Origin of the sequence: Streptomyces pseudogriseolus (assembly GCA_002154585.1) — a bacterium.
In the GTDB taxonomy this organism is placed as follows: Bacteria; Actinomycetota; Actinomycetes; order Streptomycetales; family Streptomycetaceae; genus Streptomyces; species Streptomyces pseudogriseolus.
On the sequence record MUNG01000063.1, the window covers coordinates 1 to 15,473 of the forward strand.

A 15,473-nucleotide genomic window follows, 5' to 3' on the forward strand; every position below is an offset into this window, starting at 1 on the left:
GAAGCACCGCCCGGCGGCCGACCCTCTTCGGCCGCCGGGCGGTGCTTCAGCTCTGGTGTGCCTGGTAGTGCGTGACCGCGTCGGCCGTGCGGCCGGCGCCGTAGACGCGGAGGAACTCCGCCAGCTCCGGGTGGGTGGGCGCGAGGGTGTCGGCGGCGTCGAGGATGTCGCCGGCGGCCGCCACCGAGCGCAGCAGGGACTGGATCTCACGGACCACGCGCTTGACCGTGGGAGCACCTGAACTGCTCGTGGTCTGCGTGGTGTTGGTGAGCACGGAACCCCCCTGGGACTTCTTGATCTCGTCCATGCGCTCCGTGGCCTCGGCCGCGCTGACGCTGCCGTCCGCGACCTGCCCCGCCAGGTCCTGGAGCAGCTGCACGCGCTGGACCACCGCCGGATTGCCGATCTTCGCCCGCTGGCCGCTCATCAGCTGCGACAGCATCGGCGCGGACAGGCCGAGCACCCCCGCCAGACGGGCCTGGTTGAGGCCCAGGTCGTCTATGAGCCTACGGAAGAGCGCCCCCAACGGCTCCCCGTACCAATTCCGCTGCAGTTCCCGCGCTCTGGCGGTGGCTTCCTGCTGTGCGGCGTCCATTGCGTCTCCCCATCGCTTCCCCTGAACCGTGGGTTCGCTAGAGCGAACCACGCCGAGCATCTTACGGAGAGTGGTTGGTCACGGGGACCCCCAATCTTTTTGCGGAATCACCCGGGGGACCCGGTACTCTGGTCCCGGACGCCTGCCGGGATCTGTTTGTCCTGGTGGACGCATTCCCTCCGGGGCCTTAGCTCAGTTGGTAGAGCGCTGTCTTTGCATGGCAGATGTCAGGGGTTCGACTCCCCTAGGCTCCACAGAGAAGACCCCTCCACCTGCGGGAACGCGGTGTGAGGGGTCTTGTTTCACGTGAAACGACGCGGCGGGACAGAGAGCAAGTCCTCTGTCCCGCCGCATCGTTGGCGCCGTTCCTCGTGCCGGCCGTGCCGACCGGGCCGGCCGTGCCGGCCGTCAGATTCCGCGGTCAGTCCTCGTCGCGCTTGGCGGCCTCTTCCTCGGCCTCCTTGGCCGCGACCTCGGGATCCAGGGTCCCGGCGTCGCTCCCGTCCACGGAGGTCAGGGTGGAGCCGGACACGTCCGTCGCGGCCGGCGGTTCCACCAGCCAGTCGGGGTTGGCCTGCTTGTCCCACCACTTCCAGGCGGCGTAGGCGCCTCCTGCCACGGCGCCCAGGATCAGCACGACCTTGGCCGCACGGCCGGCCGCGGCACGCCGCTGCTGCTTGCGCACGAGCTTCTGGATCTGGCGGGCCGATACCTGGCCCCGCAGGGCGGCGAGCACGGCCGCGCTCCGGGCCGCGGCCTCCTCCCGTGCGGGTCCGGCGGCCGCCGCCGCCTGCTCGAGCACCGGCCGGGAGTACTCCGCGGCCTGGCGCGCGGCGAGGCGCGTACGGACGGCGGCCTGGTGGGCGGCCTTGTCGACCTTCGGCGGCACGTGGGTCCTGGCCTGTTCCAGGTACGGCTGCACACGGGCGTCGTACTGCACGCGCGCCTGCTCCGCGGCCACGCGTGCCTGCTCCGCGGCCTGCGACACCTTGGGCGCGAGCCGTACGCGGGCCTCCTTCGTGTAGTGCGCGGCCCTGACCTTGGCCGTGTCGGCGTAGGGCGCCACCACTTCCGCGGCGTGCAGCACGCTGTCCTTCGCCGAACCGGTCGCGGCGCGCACGCTGTCGATGCGGGTCACGAGTTCCTCCTCCTCGGTGGCGTACGGTATTTCGACTTTCCACCCTTTTCCGGATCATGCCTGCCGGGTCGGCGCGCGGCATGCGCGGACGGGCGAACGGGTGCCGTCCTCGGTGACCGACGGCGATATCGAGGGCAAGAGGGCGAATGGGGTGCAACGGGTGTGTGTCGCCGACGATGCCACGGATCGGCACGATGTGCCCCCGCCACGGAAGGACTCGTGGCGGTTTCCGCAAGCGGTACGGCTTCGGACACCCCTTGTGTACGGAGGCCGGGCGACTGGACGGCCGGTCCGTGCGAGGATCAGGGAGTCACGGAAAGACAACGGAAGGCACATCGTGGCTACGCAGCTCTACGCCACCCTGAAGACCAATCACGGCGACATCCAGGTCCAGCTCTTCCCGGACCACGCGCCGCAGACGGTCAAGAACTTCGTCGAGCTCGCCAAGGGCGAGCGGCAGTGGACGCACCCCCAGACCGGGGAGAAGACCACGGACAAGCTCTACGACGGCACGGTCTTCCACCGGGTGATCAGCGGCTTCATGATCCAGGGCGGTGACCCGCTGGGCAACGGCACCGGCGGCCCCGGCTACCAGTTCGGGGACGAGTTCCACCCGGACCTGCGCTTCGACAAGCCCTACCTGCTGGCGATGGCCAACGCCGGTCCGGGCACCAACGGCTCGCAGTTCTTCATCACGGTCGCCCCGACGGCCTGGCTGAACCGCAAGCACACGATCTTCGGCGAGGTCAGCGACGCCGCCAGCCAGAAGGTCGTCGACACCATCGCCTCGATCCAGACCAACCCGCGCACCGACCGTCCGGTGAACGACGTGGTCATCGAGTCGGTCGAGATCCGCGAGGGCTGAGCCCTTCGCTCCCCGGGGCACGAAAGCCTCCAAGGGAACCAATCGCCCCGCTCATCCGTAAGGATGGGCGGGGCGGGGCTTTTCCAACGACCTAGGGGATCTCATGGACGACCAGGCCGCCGATGCCCGGCAGGACGCCCACAGCGTCCCGGGCTGTTATCGCCACCCGGACCGCGAGACCGGCGTCCGCTGCACCCGGTGCGAGCGGCCGATCTGTCCGGAGTGCATGGTCGAGGCGTCGGTCGGTTTCCAGTGCCCGGAGTGCGTCCGCGGCGGCGGGGGCACGGGTCACGCGCCGTCCGCCTCCCGGCCCCGCACGCTGGCCGGCGGGAGCGTCGCCGCGGATCCCCGGCTGATCACCAAGATCCTCATCGGGATCAACGTCGCGGTCTTCCTCGCCGTGTGGGTCGAGAAGTCACTGCTGGCCGACCTCTACCTGGTGGGCGCCTGGCCCCCGGCGCCGCTCACGCCCACCCAGGGCGTGGCGGACGGCGAGTGGTACCGCCTGGTGACCTCGATGTTCACGCACGAGGAGATCTGGCACATCGGCTTCAACATGCTCAGCCTGTGGCTGCTGGGCGGGCCGCTGGAGCAGCATCTGGGCCGGGCGCGGTATCTCGCGCTGTATCTGATCTCCGGTCTGGCGGGCAGCGCCCTGACCTATCTGCTGGCCGGCGGCGGCACGGCCTCGCTGGGCGCGTCGGGTGCGGTGTTCGGGCTGTTCGGGGCGACGGCCGTACTCATGCGCCGGCTCCGCTACGACATGCGGCCGATCGTCGCCCTGCTGGTGATCAACCTCGTCATCACCTTCGGCTGGCGCGGCATCGCCTGGCAGGCCCACATCGGCGGACTGGTCGCCGGAGTCGTCATCGGCTACGCGATGGTGCACGCCCCGCGTAAGCGGCGGGCGCTGGTGCAGTACGGCACGTGTGCGCTGGTGCTGGGCGCGGTCGTGCTGATCACGCTGGTGAGGACCGCGCAGCTCACCTGAGCCGGAGTTTGTCCACAGACGGTGCCGGATCTTGTGCACACCGTGCGAGAAGCATGCCGCCTTCGGTCACCGACCGCTGTTTCCGCAAGTCAGGGGCTATACGAACAAGCATTCGGTTGGTGGTGTTTCTGTCACACCGGCGTCAACCTCGAAGAGGGTTATCCACAGATCGGGTCCCCTGTCCACATGTGGACAAGGCCTGTGGATAACTCAGGGGATAACCCTGCCCAGAGCTGCGGACCCCTCCGGGCAGGGTGGGGCTCAGTGGCCGGCCGCAGCCGTGCGCGAAGCCCGGTCCGGCGCTACTTCCACTGCGTGGAGACGCCGAACCCGGCGGCGATGAAGCCGAAGCCCACCACGATGTTCCAGTTGCCCAGCTTGTCGATGGGCAGCGAGCCGTCCGTGACGTAGAAGACGACGATCCAGGCCAGACCGATGAGGAACAGCGCCAGCATCACCGGCGCGACCCAGGCGCGGTTGGTCAGCTTGATCGCTGCCGTCTGCTTGGCCGGAGGCGGCGTGTAGTCGGCCTTCTTGCGGATACGTGACTTCGGCACGAGGGTCTCTCCTGTCGATGCGCTGCGTGGCCGCGCAGGGTCTGGGTCGGGCTCGGGGCAGCGTACAAGGGGACTCTGAGTGCTCCCCCGGGCGTCCGTTAGCGTAGTGCTTCTACGGCGCCGAAGGAGATAAGGGTACGTTGAGCAATTCAGCCGACTCCCCGGGGACGGAATCCAGTCCCGCGGCCCGCCCACGCCGTCTGCGTCCGGTGCGGGTGCTCACCGTGGGCATCTTCGCCCTCGCGGGTCTCCTCTTCTTCGTCAGTTTCGACACGGCCAAGGGCACCAACATCCGCACGGACGCCTCCCTGCTGAAGCTGTCCGACCTGATCCACGAGCGCAGCCGCAAGAATGCCGAGCTGGACGAGTCGAACGGCGCGCTGCGCAAGGACGTCGAGGCCCTCGCCGAGCGGGACGACGGCAGCACCGAGGCCGAGGACGCCCGGCTCGCCGAGCTCGAGGAGCGCGCCGGAACCCAGAAGCTCAAGGGTGAGGCGATCACCGTCACCCTGAACGACGCCCCGCCGGACGCCACCGCCAAGCTCCCCGGCTATCCCGAGCCGCAGCCGGACTACCTGGTCATCCACCAGCAGGATCTCCAGGCGGTGGTGAACGCCATGTGGCAGGGCGGCGCCGAGGGCATCCAGGTGATGGACCAGAGGCTGATCTCCACCAGCGCCGTCCGCTGCGTGGGCAACACCCTGATCCTCCAGGGCCGTGTCTACTCCCCGCCGTACACGATCACCGCGGTCGGGGACCCGGAGAAGCTGAAGAAGGCGCTCGCCGCCTCACCGGCGATCCAGAACTACATGGTGTACGTCAACGTCTACGGCCTCGGCTGGAACGTCGAGGACGAGGGGACCACGACCCTGCCCGGTTACTCCGGCACGGTGGACCTGCACTACGCCGAACCCGTGGACTGACACCCGCCGTTCCCCCGCCCTGTCGGTTTCACGTGGAACATGCGCCGCTGATCGAGGCGATCGGCCTCGCGGCACGTACTGAAGGGTGCACACAGCAACCGGTCGGCTTGTCACACAGCCTGTGGAGGCCGGGAAACAGAGGGCGTTGCGCCGTTAGTCTGGTGGCGTACGGCGTGGGTCTGGTGCCGTGGTACGACGGAAGGGACGGCATGTACAGCTGGATCTGGCGGCATCTGCCGGGCAACGGATGGGTGAAGGCACTCATCTCACTCGTGCTGGTCACCGCCGTGGTCTACGTCCTCTTCCAGTACGTCTTTCCGTGGGCCGAGCCGCTGCTGCCCTTCAACGATGTGACGGTGGACAACCAGTGAGCGCGCGCATTCTCGTCGTCGACAACTACGACAGCTTCGTCTTCAACCTGGTCCAGTACCTGTACCAGCTGGGCGCCGAGTGCGAGGTCCTGCGCAACGACGAGGTGTCCACGGCGCACGCCCAGGACGGGTTCGACGGCGTGCTGCTGTCGCCCGGCCCCGGAACGCCCGAGGAGGCCGGCGTCTGCGTGGACATGGTGCGGCACTGCGCCGCCACCGGCGTGCCCGTCTTCGGCGTCTGCCTCGGCATGCAGTCGATGCAGGTGGCGTACGGCGGTGTGGTCGACCGCGCCCCCGAGCTGCTGCACGGCAAGACCTCCCCGGTGACGCACGAGGGCAAGGGCGTCTTCGCCGGACTGCCCTCCCCGTTCACCGCCACCCGGTACCACTCGCTGGCCGCCGAGCCGGCCACGGTACCGGCCGAGCTGGAGGTCACGGCCCGCACCGAGGACGGCATCGTGATGGGGCTGAGGCACCGTGAACTCCCGGTGGAGGGAGTGCAGTTCCACCCCGAGTCGGTGCTGACCGAGCACGGCCACCGGGTGCTGGCCAACTGGCTCGCGGAGTGCGGTGACCCGGGCGCCGTGGCGAGATCCGCGGGGCTCGCACCGGTGGTGGGCAGGTCCTCGGCGTGACGGCGCTGCGCCCCGAGCGCGAGTCCGGCGCCCACGGGTACGGCGCCGGCGACCAGGGAACCTCGTACGGCGGGCAGCCGTACGGGGTCCAGGGTGCGTACGGGGACGGCTGGTACGGCCAGGCGGCGCCGCCCGACCCCTACACGGGCGGCGCCGCCGGCCCCTCCGCCTACGCGGGCGCCGCCGACGCCACCGCACAGCTCCCGCCGGTCGACGACGAGACCGTCGCGCTGCGCATCCCGGACCCGCCCCCGCGGACGTCGCGCGAGGAGGATCCTCCGACCGGAGGCAGAGCGGCCCGCAGGAAGGCCGCCAGGAAGCGCCACGGGCGCCGTGGAGGCTCTCACAAGGCCGCGGACGGGTCCACGGCCGAAAGAGGGGGCGACAGCGCCTCTGAGGAGGCGTCACGGGCTCCGCTGTCCCGGGTGGAGGCGCGCCGCCAGGCCCGGGCGCGCAAGGCCAGCCCCGCGGTCGTCGCGAGCCGCGCCATCGGCGAGGTGTTCATCACCACCGGCGTGCTGATGCTGCTGTTCGTCACCTATCAGCTGTGGTGGACGAACGTGCGCGCGCAGGCGCAGGCCGGCAAGGAGGCCAGCGACCTCCAGCAGGACTGGGCGAACGGCGAGCGCAAGCCCGGCGCGTTCGAGCCCGGGCAGGGCTTCGCGCTGCTGCACATACCGAAGCTGGACGTGGTGGTGCCGATCGCCGAGGGCATCAGCAGCAAGAAGGTCCTCGACCGGGGCATGGTCGGCCACTACGCGGAGGGCGCGCTGAAGACGGCGATGCCGGACGCGAAGACCGGCAACTTCGGTCTGGCGGGGCACCGCAACACGCACGGGGAGCCGTTCCGGTACATCAACCGGCTGGAGCCGGGCGATCCGATCGTCGTGGAGACGCAGGACGAGTACTTCGTCTACAAGACGGCGTCGATGCTGCCGGTGACGCCGCCGAGCAACGTCAGCGTGCTCGACCCGGTGCCCAAGGGCTCGGGCTTCACCGGACCGGGCCGCTACATCACGCTGACCACGTGCACACCTGAGTTCACCAGCAAGTACCGCTTGATCGTCTGGGGCCAGATGGTCGAGGAACGGCCGCGCAGCAAGGGCAAGCCGGATGCGCTCGTCAGTTAAGGGCAGAGGAAACGTGGCAGCGACCGCCGACGACACCGCACAGCACACCCACGCGTCCCCGCCGCACCGGGGACGCCGCCGTCCGGGGCCGGTGGCCATGGTGATCAGCTTCTTCGGGGAGATGCTCATCACCGCGGGCGTGCTGCTCGGCCTGTTCGTCGTCTACTCGCTGTGGTGGACGAACGTCGTCGCGGACCGCGCCGCGGACCGCCAGGCGGACAAGGTCCGCGACTCCTGGGCGCACGAGTCCGACGGCGGCGAACGCGACGCGCCCGCCGTCTACGACAGCAAGAACGGCATCGGCTTCCTGCACGTGCCCACGATGAGCGACGACGACATCCTCGTGGAGAAGGGCACGTCGATGAAGGTCCTCAACGACGGCGTGGCCGGCTACTACACGGACCCCGTGAAGGCGACGCTGCCGACGTCCGGCAAGAAGGGCAACTTCGCCCTCGCCGCGCACCGGGACGGCCACGGCGCCAAGTTCCACGGCATCCACCAGATCGAGAAGGGCGACCCCATCGTCTTCGAGACGAAGGACACGTGGTTCGTCTACAAGGTCTTCGGCATCCTCCCGGAGACCTCGAAGTTCAACGTCGGCGTCCTCGCCAAGGTCCCCGAGGAGTCCGGCCGCGAGAAGGCCGGCCACTACATCACGCTGACGACCTGCACGCCGATCTACACAAGCAAGTACCGCTACATCGTCTGGGGCGAACTGGTCCGCACGGAGAAGGTGGACGAGAACCGCACCCCGCCGGAGGAACTGCGCTGAGCGCCTCCCGCCTCACGGGAACAGCAAGGAGCCCCGGCCCCCTCCGAAGAGGGAGCCGGGGCTCTTGTCGTGCCTCGGACCCGGGGTCAGCCGAAGATGCCGCCGTCTCCGCCGCCACCGCCGTTGCCGCCGAACGTGAACAGGGTCACTCCGCTGCCCTTGTCCACCTGGCTGTCCTGGGCGGGGTTGGAGCCGAACACGCGGGCGTTGGGGTCGTTCGGGCCCTGCACACCGGCGACGGAGAGTCCCGCGTCCTGGAGCATGCGCTGGGCGTCCTCGAGCCGCTGGCCGTTGACCTTGGGCACGGCCACCTTCTCGGGAGCCTTCGCCTTGCCGATGAAGATCTGCACCGTGGTGTTCTTGGACACCTGGGTGTTCGGTCCGGGCGAGGTGCGGATGACCTTGCCGACCAGGTTCGGGTCGTCGGTCTCCTCCTGGACGCAGGTGCCGGTGAGGTTGTTGGCCGTCATCTGGGCCGTGGCCTCGTCACACGTCTTGCCCGTGACGTCCGGCACCGTGGCCTTCTCCTCGGCCTTGGCGACCGTGAGGGTGACGGTGGTGCCCTTCTCCACCTCTTCGCCCAGGTCCGGGTTCTGCTCGATGACCGTGCCCGGTTCCTCGCCGCTGATCTCTTCCTCGACCTCGACGACGAACCCGTACTTCTCGCCCTCGAGTTCGGCCTTGGCGTCCTCGACGCTGTCGCCGATCACGCTCGGCACCGCGACCTTCGGCGCACCGGTGGACACCACCAGGTTGATGGTGTCCCCCTTCTCCACCTTGGTCCCGGCTGCCGGATCTTGGTCGCAGATGTTGCCCTTGACCTGGTCCTCGCAGGGCTTCTCGGTGAAGGCCAACTGCAGATCGGTGTTGGCGGCGCGTTTCTGTGCGTCCGCCTTGGTCTCGCCGACGAAGTTGGGGGCCGCGACGGTGCTGTTGTCCACGCTGTCGCCGCTGATCGCCCAGCGGCCGATCAGAACGGCGCCGATCAGGACCAGAACACCGGCCACGACCAGCAATATCGTGCTGGTGTTGTTCTTCTTCTGCGGGCGGCGCCGGCTCTGACGCTCGTCGTAGCCGTAGCCGCCGTCGTCCGGGTTCATGGGCGGCAGCATCGAGGTGGCGCCCGCGCCCGGGCCGGCGTCCGCGCGCAGCGCCGTCGTCGGCTGGTCGTCCGGGTAGCCGCCGTAGCCGACGGCGCCCATGGCGGCGGTCGCCGCGACCGGCTGGCCGTCGAGGCAGGCCTCGATGTCGGCGCGCATCTCGTCGGCCGACTGGTACCGGTAGTCGGGGTCCTTGACCAGCGCCTTCAGCACGATCGCGTCCATCTCGGGCGTGATCTCGGGGTCGAAGACGCTCGGCGGCTGCGGCTCCTCCCGTACGTGCTGGTAGGCGACCGCGACCGGGGAGTCACCGACGAACGGCGGCCGGACGGTGAGCAGTTCGTACAGCAGGCAGCCGGTGGAGTACAGGTCGGACCGCGCGTCCACCTGCTCGCCCTTGGCCTGCTCCGGCGAGAGGTACTGGGCGGTGCCGATGACGGCGGCGGTCTGGGTCATCGTCATGCCGGAGTCGCCCATGGCGCGGGCGATGCCGAAGTCCATGACCTTGACCTGGCCGTTGCGCGTCAGCATGACGTTCGCGGGCTTGATGTCGCGGTGGACGATGCCGGCCCGGTGGGAGTACTCGAGGGCCTGGAGGATGCCGATCGTCATTTCCAGCGTCCGCTCGGGCAGCAGCTTGCGACCGCTGTGCAGCAGCTCACGGAGCGTGGACCCGTCGACGTACTCCATGACGATGTACGGGATGGAGACCCCGTCGATGTAGTCCTCGCCCGTGTCGTAGACCGCGACGATCGCGGGATGGTTGAGCGAGGCGGCCGACTGGGCCTCCCGGCGGAACCGGGCCTGGAAGGACGGGTCACGCGCGAGATCGGCGCGCAGCGTCTTCACTGCCACGGTGCGGCCGAGACGGGTGTCGTGCGCGAGGTAGACCTCCGCCATTCCACCGCGACCGAGCACCTGGCCCAGTTCGTACCGGCCGCCGAGGCGACGCGGCTCTTCCATAGCTACCTACCAGCCCTCTCCGTCGGTCCCGACCGGCACCCTTGTGCGATCGGAGGCTGCGTTCCGGGCCTACCGTACCCGGCTCTTTTTCTGTGCCCTGGCAAAGTGCGTCAGCCGATACAGGACCGGTACCGCAACGTGCACCGATGTGAAGCGGACGTGACCGGGGTCACTGCTTGCTCTTGAGGACCGCCTCCATCACGCTCTTGGCGATCGGAGCGGCGAGGCCGCCGCCGGAGATGTCGTCACGCACCGCGTCCTCGTCCTCGACGACGACCGCCACCGCGACGGGCGCGCTGCCGTCGTCGGTCTTGGCGTAGGAGATGAACCAGGCGTACGGGTTCTTGCTGTTGTTCTCACCGTGCTGGGCGGTACCGGTCTTGCCGCCGACCGTGACGCCGTCGATCTGCGCGTTGGTGCCGGTGCCGTCGGTGACGACGGTCTCCATCATCGACTGGAGGATCTGGGCGTTCTCCGGCGACAGCGGCCGGCTCATCTCCTCCGGGTCCGTCTTCTCGATGGTGTCGAGGCCGGGCGTCTGGAGCTCGTCGACCATGTACGGCTTCATCAGCGTGCCGTTGTTGGCGACCGCGGAGGCGACCATGGCCATCTGGAGCGGGGTCGCGGCGGTGTTGAACTGGCCGATGGAGGACAGCGCGACCTGCGACGGCTCCATGTCCTTGTCGAACATGGAGGCGCTGGAGCGCACCGGGGTGAAGTGCTCCTCGCCGAAGCCGAACTTCTTGGCCGTCTCCAGCATCTTCTCGTTGCCGAGGTCCGTGCCGAGCTTGCCGAAGACGGTGTTGCAGGACACGCGCAGCGCCTCGCGGAGGGTGGCGTCCTTGCAGGGCAGGTCGCCCTCGTTCTTCAGCTCGGTCGTGGTGCCCTTCATGATGTAGGGCAGCGGGGTGTCGGTCTTCTGGTCCGCGTCCTCGACCATGCCGTGCTCCAGCGCGGCGGCCGCCGTGACGACCTTGAAGGTCGAGCCGGGCGGGTACACCTCGCGCAGCGCCCGGTTGAGCATCGGGTCGTCGGGGTTGTTCTTCTTCTGCAGCTTCTGCCACGCCTTGGCGTCCGTCTCGAGGCTGTTGCCCGCGATCGTGGACGGGTCGTACGACGGGTACGAGGCCAGCGCGAGGATCTTGCCGGTCGACGGCTCCAGGGCGACGACGGAACCCTTGCCGCCCTGCTTCTTCAGGCCCTCGTAGGCGGCCTTCTGGGCGGCGCCGCTGAGCGTGGTGACGACGTTGCCGCCCTGCTTCTTCTTGCCGGTCAGCATGTCGAGCGTGTTGCGGAAGAAGAGCCGGTCGTCGTTGCCGGTGAGGATGCCGTCCTCGATGGACTCCAGCTGGTTGGCGCCGAAGGCCTGGGAGACGTAGCCGGTGACCGGCGCCCACATGGCGCCGTTCTTGTACGTGCGCTTGTACTGGAAGTCGCCGCCGGTCGCCTTGTGGCCGGTGATGGGCTCGCCGTCGACGATGATGTCGCCGCGCGGGGTGGCGTACCGCTCGATCGCCACCCGGCGGTTCTTCTCGTCCGTCCGCAGCTTGTCGGCCTGGGCGTACTGGATCCAGTTGTTCCGGACGAGGAGGGCGAGCATGAGCAGGCCGCAGAAGATGGCGACCCGGCGCAGGGGCTTGTTCACGGGCGGACCACCTGGGTCATCTCGGCGTCGGGGTTGGACACGGGTGCGGGCGCCGGACGGCGTGCGGTGTCGCTGATCCTGAGCAGGATGCCGATCAGCGCCCAGTTGGCGATCACGGAGGAGCCTCCGTAGGCCAGGAACGGCATCGTCATACCGGTCAGCGGGATGAGGCCCATGACACCGCCGGCCACGACGAAGACCTGGAGCGCGAAGGCGCCGGAGAGGCCGATGGCGAGCAGCTTGCCGAACGGGTCGCGGGCGGCGAGGGCGGTGCGCACGCCCCGCTCCACGATCAGCGCGTAGAGCAGCAGCAGCGCCATGACGCCGGCCAGGCCCAGCTCCTCGCCGAAGGTGGCGAGGATGAAGTCGGAGTTGGCGGCGAAGCCGATGAGGTCGGAGTGGCCCTGGCCCCAGCCGGAGCCGAGGGTGCCGCCGGAGCCGAAGGCCCACAGCGCCTGCATGGCCTGCTCGGAGTGGACGATGCCGTCCTGGACGCCGGCGCGGCTCAGCTCGAACTCGCGCATCGGGTCCAGCCAGGCCTGCACACGCGTCTGGATGTGCGACTCGAAGCTCGCCACGCCGACGGCGCCCACCGCGGACATCAGCAGACCGAACACGATCCAGCTGGTCCGCTCGGTGGCGACGTACAGCATGATCACGAACATGCCGAAGAACAGCAGCGAGGTACCGAGGTCGGTCTCGAACACCAGGATGAGGATGGAGATGATCCAGACCACGATGATCGGGCCGAGGTCACGGCCGCGGGGCAGGTAGAGGCCCAGGAAACGGCGGCTGGCGAGGGCCAGCGCGTCGCGCTTCACCATCAGGTAGCCGGCGAAGAAGACCGCGAGGACGATCTTGGCGAACTCACCGGGCTGGAGCGTGCCGAGGCCGGGGATCTTGATCCAGATCCGCGCGCCGAAGACGTTGTGGCCGATGCCCGGGACCAGCGGCAGGAGCAGCAGCACCAGCGCGCCGGCCATCGAGATGTAGGTGTAGCGCTGGAGGACGCGGTGGTCCTTCAGGAAGAACAGCACGGCCACGAACAGGGCCACACCGATCGCCGAGTACATCAGCTGGCGCGGCGCGGCCTCCACGAAGGTCCGGCTCGCCTGGAGCTTCTCGGACTGGTCCAGGCGCCAGATGGCGACCAGCCCGATGCCGTTCAGCAGGGTCGCCAGGGGCAGCAGCAGCGGGTCCGCGTACGGCGCGAACTTGCGTACGGCGAGGTGGCCGAGGCCCGCCATCAGACCGAGTCCCAGGCCGTAGCTCAGCAGCCCGGCGGGCACCTGGTCGTCGAGGGCGAGGCCCACGTTGGCGTAGGCGAAGACCGGGATGACGACGGCGAACACCAGCAGTGCCAGCTCGGTGTTGCGGCGGCTGGGCGCGCCGATGGCGCCGATCGTGGACGTGTGCTGCGTCGACGGATTGGTAGTACTGCTCATCGTGTGACAGGGCCTCTCACGGCTTGCCTACTGCTTACCGCACAGCGAGACGACCTTCTGCTCTTCCTCCGAGAGGCTGGGGCCGGGGCTGGTAGTGGGTGCGGTCGTGGACGGGGGCGTGGACTGCTCCGGGTCAGGGGCCTGCGCCGAGCCGGAAGGGTTCGGCGACGGCGATGCCTTGGACGCGAAGGAGGCGGGAGTGGTTCCCGTGGTGCCTCCGGCCTCGCCCTCGCCGGTGCGCGCGTTGCTCTCGCTGTCGGCGGCACGCCGCTCGGCCTGCTTCTTGCACGCGGAGGCCTGGACGGCCAGTTCCTCGATCTTCTCCCGGGCGCCGTAGAGATCGCCCTCGACGATGGTCGCCTCGACCTGCTTGCGCTGGTAGGGCGGCAGGTACTTGAGTTCGATCTCGGGGTGGTCCTTCTCGATCTTCGAGAGGGAGACCCAGGCCAGGTCCTGGTTGATGCCCCGGTACAGCGCGACGTGCTCGCCCTTGGTGCCGACGTAGTACTGCGTCTGCGTCCAGCGCCAGCCGCCGTACAGGCCGGCGCCGATGACGGCGAGCGTGAGCAGGCTGTACGCGGACCTCTTGAGCCACCGGCGGTTCTTGGCGGGCTTGACGAAGTCGTCGTCGCCGTAGCCGAAACCGTCGGTCTGGATGAAACCGGTGACGTCGCCGCTGCCGGGCGGGCCGAACTCGCCGCCCCCGCCGCGCCGCCGCCCGAGGCCGGAGGCACGGCCCGCGGGCGTCTGCATGATGCCGTTGTCGTGCAGCTGGTTCTGGTTCTCCGCGACGGCGCCGACCACGACCGGGGTGTCGGACAGCTGCCCGGCCAGGGTGTCGCCGGTGTCCAGGTCGAGGACGTCGGCGACGATCACGGTGATGTTGTCGGGCCCGCCGCCGCGCAGCGCCAGCTCGATCAGGTTCTGGACGGTCTCCTCGGGGCCCTGGTAGCTGGCCAGCGCCTCTTCGAGCGTCTGGTGGGAGACCACGCCGGACAGGCCGTCGGAGCAGATCAGGTACCGGTCGCCGGCCCGGACCTCGCGGATGGAGAGGTCGGGTTCGACGTGCTCGCCGCTGCCCAGGGCCCGCATCAGCAGGGACCGCTGCGGGTGGGTGGTGGCCTCCTCCTCGGTGATCCGGCCCTCGTCCACCAGACGCTGCACCCAGGTGTGGTCCTGGGTGATCTGGGTGAGGACGCCGTCGCGCAGGAGGTAGGCGCGGGAGTCGCCGACGTGCACCATGCCCAGGCGCTGGCCGGTCCACAGCAGCGCGGTCAGGGTGGTGCCCATGCCTTCGAGCTGGGGGTCCTCCTCGACCATCATGCGCAGCTGGTCGTTGGCCCGCTGGACGGCCGTGCCGAGGGAGGTGAGCAGGTCGGAGCCGGGCACGTCGTCGTCGAGGGCGACGATGGTGGAGATCGCCTCGGAGGAGGCGACCTCGCCGGCGGCGGCGCCGCCCATGCCGTCGGCGATGGCGAGCAGGCGGGGACCGGCGTAACCGGAGTCCTCGTTGCCCTCCCGGATCATGCCCTTGTGCGATCCGGCGGCGAAGCGCAGGGACAGACTCATGCGCACCTCGCCCGTCGGCTCCGGGTACAGCCGGTCGTGTCGAGCCACACTGCCCACCCTCCGGTCGGGAGCGCGCCGGGACCCTGGGTGAGGACCCCCACTGCGTGCTCGCTCCGCTCGCTCATTCTCGTACTACTTCCGCAGCTCGATGACGGTCTTGCCGATGCGGATCGGTGCGCCCAGCGAAATCGGTGTGGGGGTCGTCAGCCGGGTCCGGTCCAGGTAGGTGCCGTTGGTGGAGCCCAGGTCCTCGACGATCCACTGACCGTCGCGGTCCGGGTAGATCCTGGCATGGCGGCTGGAGGCGTAGTCGTCGTCCAGCACGATCGTGCTGTCGTGCGCCCGGCCCAGGGTGATGGTCTGGCCCTGGAGCGCGACGGTGGTGCCGGTCAGCGTGCCCTCGGTCACGACCAGCTTGGTGGGGGTGTTGCGGCCGCCGCGGCGGCCGCCGGACTGCTGGCGCTGCTGGGGCGGCGCCTGGCGGGTCGCCTGCTGCCGGCCGGCGGCCTCGCGCCGGGCTCCGCGCTGGGTGACGCGAGTGCCGAACAGATCACTCCGGATGACCTGCACGGCCACGATCACGAACAGCCACAGAACGGCCAGGAAACCCAGCCGCATGACCGTGAGGGTCAGCTCTGACATTGCCCCCGCTTCACCCTTCGGCTTGCCTATAGATAACGGTGGTGCTGCCCACGACGATCCGCGAGCCGTCGCGGAGCGTAGCGCGGGTGGTGTGCTGTCCGTCCACCACGATGCCGTTGGTGGAGCCGAGGT

16 protein-coding genes and 1 tRNA gene are annotated in these 15,473 nt (G+C 69.3%); 8 read left to right on the forward strand and 9 right to left on the reverse strand.

From position 1 onward, the window contains the following. Positions 1-46 precede the first annotated feature (46 nt). The gene (locus CCN29_RS07150) at positions 47-595 is read right to left on the reverse strand and encodes a helix-turn-helix domain-containing protein (protein ID WP_006134089.1); all 549 of its coding nucleotides are present in this window, start codon (positions 593-595) and stop codon (positions 47-49) included. A gap of 181 nt (positions 596-776) precedes the next feature. Here CCN29_RS07150 and CCN29_RS07155 point away from each other — a divergent pair. Then, positions 777-849 (forward strand) — tRNA-Ala (locus CCN29_RS07155). A gap of 167 nt (positions 850-1,016) precedes the next feature. On the opposite strand, the gene CCN29_RS07160 is transcribed toward CCN29_RS07155, so the two are convergent. Beyond that, positions 1,017-1,733: a DUF5324 family protein gene (locus CCN29_RS07160; RefSeq protein WP_006134090.1), complete on the reverse strand. Its 717-nt coding sequence runs from the start codon at positions 1,731-1,733 to the stop codon at positions 1,017-1,019. A 337-nt stretch (positions 1,734-2,070) separates the two neighbouring features. Here CCN29_RS07160 and CCN29_RS07165 point away from each other — a divergent pair, with 337 nt between their 5' ends. Together CCN29_RS07165 and CCN29_RS07170 are read left to right on the forward strand one after the other, a co-directional pair. Then, positions 2,071-2,598: a peptidylprolyl isomerase gene (locus tag CCN29_RS07165; protein WP_006134091.1), complete on the forward strand. Its 528-nt coding sequence runs from the start codon at positions 2,071-2,073 to the stop codon at positions 2,596-2,598. Positions 2,599-2,701: 103 nt separating this feature from the next. Next, positions 2,702-3,589, forward strand: coding sequence for a rhomboid family intramembrane serine protease (locus CCN29_RS07170; protein ID WP_086680589.1), 888 nt, complete (start codon positions 2,702-2,704; stop codon positions 3,587-3,589). A gap of 302 nt (positions 3,590-3,891) precedes the next feature. On the opposite strand, the gene crgA is transcribed toward CCN29_RS07170, so the two are convergent. Further along, positions 3,892-4,146, reverse strand: coding sequence for a cell division protein CrgA (crgA, locus tag CCN29_RS07175; RefSeq protein WP_006134093.1), 255 nt, complete (start codon positions 4,144-4,146; stop codon positions 3,892-3,894). Positions 4,147-4,286: 140 nt separating this feature from the next. Here crgA and CCN29_RS07180 point away from each other — a divergent pair, with 140 nt between their 5' ends. The 5 genes from CCN29_RS07180 (at position 4,287) to CCN29_RS07200 (ending at position 7,977) form a co-directional block, all read left to right on the forward strand. After that, positions 4,287-5,069 carry a DUF881 domain-containing protein gene (locus CCN29_RS07180; protein WP_031018107.1) on the forward strand — a complete coding sequence of 261 codons (783 nt, stop codon included), beginning with the start codon at positions 4,287-4,289 and terminating at the stop codon, positions 5,067-5,069. A gap of 161 nt (positions 5,070-5,230) precedes the next feature. Then, positions 5,231-5,440, forward strand: a complete 210-nt coding sequence (locus CCN29_RS07185; RefSeq protein ID WP_006134095.1) for a hypothetical protein — start codon at positions 5,231-5,233, stop codon at positions 5,438-5,440. After that, entirely contained in the window at positions 5,437-6,075 is a 639-nt protein-coding gene (locus tag CCN29_RS07190) for an aminodeoxychorismate/anthranilate synthase component II (RefSeq protein WP_086680591.1), read from the forward strand. Before CCN29_RS07185 ends, CCN29_RS07190 begins: the two co-directional genes overlap by 4 nt. Beyond that, the gene (locus CCN29_RS07195; protein WP_086680594.1) at positions 6,072-7,205 is read left to right on the forward strand and encodes a class E sortase; all 1,134 of its coding nucleotides are present in this window, start codon (positions 6,072-6,074) and stop codon (positions 7,203-7,205) included. The genes CCN29_RS07190 and CCN29_RS07195 overlap by 4 nt, the downstream gene beginning before the upstream one ends. Before the next feature lie 13 nt (positions 7,206-7,218). Then, positions 7,219-7,977, forward strand: coding sequence for a class E sortase (locus tag CCN29_RS07200; RefSeq protein ID WP_006134098.1), 759 nt, complete (start codon positions 7,219-7,221; stop codon positions 7,975-7,977). Between the two features lie 86 nt (positions 7,978-8,063). On the opposite strand, the gene pknB is transcribed toward CCN29_RS07200, so the two are convergent. The 6 genes from pknB to CCN29_RS35310 form a co-directional block, all read right to left on the reverse strand. Then, complete coding sequence (pknB, locus tag CCN29_RS07205; RefSeq protein ID WP_086680596.1) at positions 8,064-10,040, reverse strand: Stk1 family PASTA domain-containing Ser/Thr kinase; 1,977 nt, start codon at positions 10,038-10,040, stop codon at positions 8,064-8,066. Positions 10,041-10,209: 169 nt separating this feature from the next. Beyond that, on the reverse strand, positions 10,210-11,685 hold the full coding sequence (locus tag CCN29_RS07215) for a peptidoglycan D,D-transpeptidase FtsI family protein (protein ID WP_006134100.1): 1,476 nt from the start codon (positions 11,683-11,685) through the stop codon (positions 10,210-10,212). Further along, positions 11,682-13,130 carry an FtsW/RodA/SpoVE family cell cycle protein gene (locus CCN29_RS07220; protein ID WP_006134101.1) on the reverse strand — a complete coding sequence of 483 codons (1,449 nt, stop codon included), beginning with the start codon at positions 13,128-13,130 and terminating at the stop codon, positions 11,682-11,684. The genes CCN29_RS07215 and CCN29_RS07220 overlap by 4 nt, the downstream gene beginning before the upstream one ends. A gap of 27 nt (positions 13,131-13,157) precedes the next feature. Further along, entirely contained in the window at positions 13,158-14,699 is a 1,542-nt protein-coding gene (locus CCN29_RS07225; RefSeq protein WP_037816706.1) for a Stp1/IreP family PP2C-type Ser/Thr phosphatase, read from the reverse strand. A 132-nt stretch (positions 14,700-14,831) separates the two neighbouring features. After that, the gene (locus CCN29_RS07230; protein ID WP_086680598.1) at positions 14,832-15,341 is read right to left on the reverse strand and encodes an FHA domain-containing protein FhaB/FipA; all 510 of its coding nucleotides are present in this window, start codon (positions 15,339-15,341) and stop codon (positions 14,832-14,834) included. 10 nt (positions 15,342-15,351) lie between these two features. Further along, positions 15,352-15,473, reverse strand: a 122-nt coding sequence (locus CCN29_RS35310) for an FHA domain-containing protein (protein ID WP_442538255.1), incomplete at its 5' end; no start/stop codon positions are given.

Excerpts from the sequence above, each read along its gene's own strand:
- CCN29_RS07150 (WP_006134089.1), bottom strand. The coding sequence starts at position 595 with ATGGACGCCGCACAGCAGGAAGCCACCGCCAGAGCGCGGGAACTGCAG.
- CCN29_RS07170 (WP_086680589.1), top strand. The coding sequence starts at position 2,702 with ATGGACGACCAGGCCGCCGATGCCCGGCAGGACGCCCACAGCGTCCCG.
- pknB (WP_086680596.1), bottom strand. The coding sequence starts at position 10,040 with ATGGAAGAGCCGCGTCGCCTCGGCGGCCGGTACGAACTGGGCCAGGTG.
- CCN29_RS07220 (WP_006134101.1), bottom strand. The coding sequence starts at position 13,130 with ATGAGCAGTACTACCAATCCGTCGACGCAGCACACGTCCACGATCGGC.
- CCN29_RS07225 (WP_037816706.1), bottom strand. The coding sequence starts at position 14,699 with ATGAGTCTGTCCCTGCGCTTCGCCGCCGGATCGCACAAGGGCATGATC.
- CCN29_RS07230 (WP_086680598.1), bottom strand. The coding sequence starts at position 15,341 with ATGTCAGAGCTGACCCTCACGGTCATGCGGCTGGGTTTCCTGGCCGTT.